This is a genomic window from Saezia sanguinis, from assembly GCF_003991585.1.
Classification (GTDB): domain Bacteria; phylum Pseudomonadota; class Gammaproteobacteria; order Burkholderiales; family Burkholderiaceae_C; genus Saezia; species Saezia sanguinis.
Genome location: NZ_PQSP01000234.1, coordinates 1 through 232, shown reverse-complemented (window position 1 = coordinate 232; position 232 = coordinate 1). Strand labels below are relative to the sequence as shown.

Sequence of the window (232 nt, the reverse complement as noted above, 5' to 3'; positions counted from 1 at the left end):
GTCTACCGGTACCACCACGACGACGGACTGCCCGGCGGCGAAGGCGGATTCCACCTCTGCGCGGCCTGGCTGGTGGAGGCCTATCTGCTGATCGGTAAACGGTCCGACGCCGAAGCGCTGTTCGCGCAGCTCGTGAACGTGGCGGGTCCGACGGGGCTGCTCAGCGAGGAATACGACCCGGTCGCCGAGCGGTCCCTGGGCAACCATCCCCAGGCGTACAGTCACCTGGGCC

1 protein-coding gene is annotated in these 232 nt (G+C 68.5%); it reads left to right on the top strand.

Annotation, left to right across the window (positions count from 1 at the left end):
- On the top strand, positions 1 to 232 hold a 232-nt coding region (locus CUZ56_RS15625; protein ID WP_148113795.1), incomplete at both ends, for a glycoside hydrolase family 15 protein.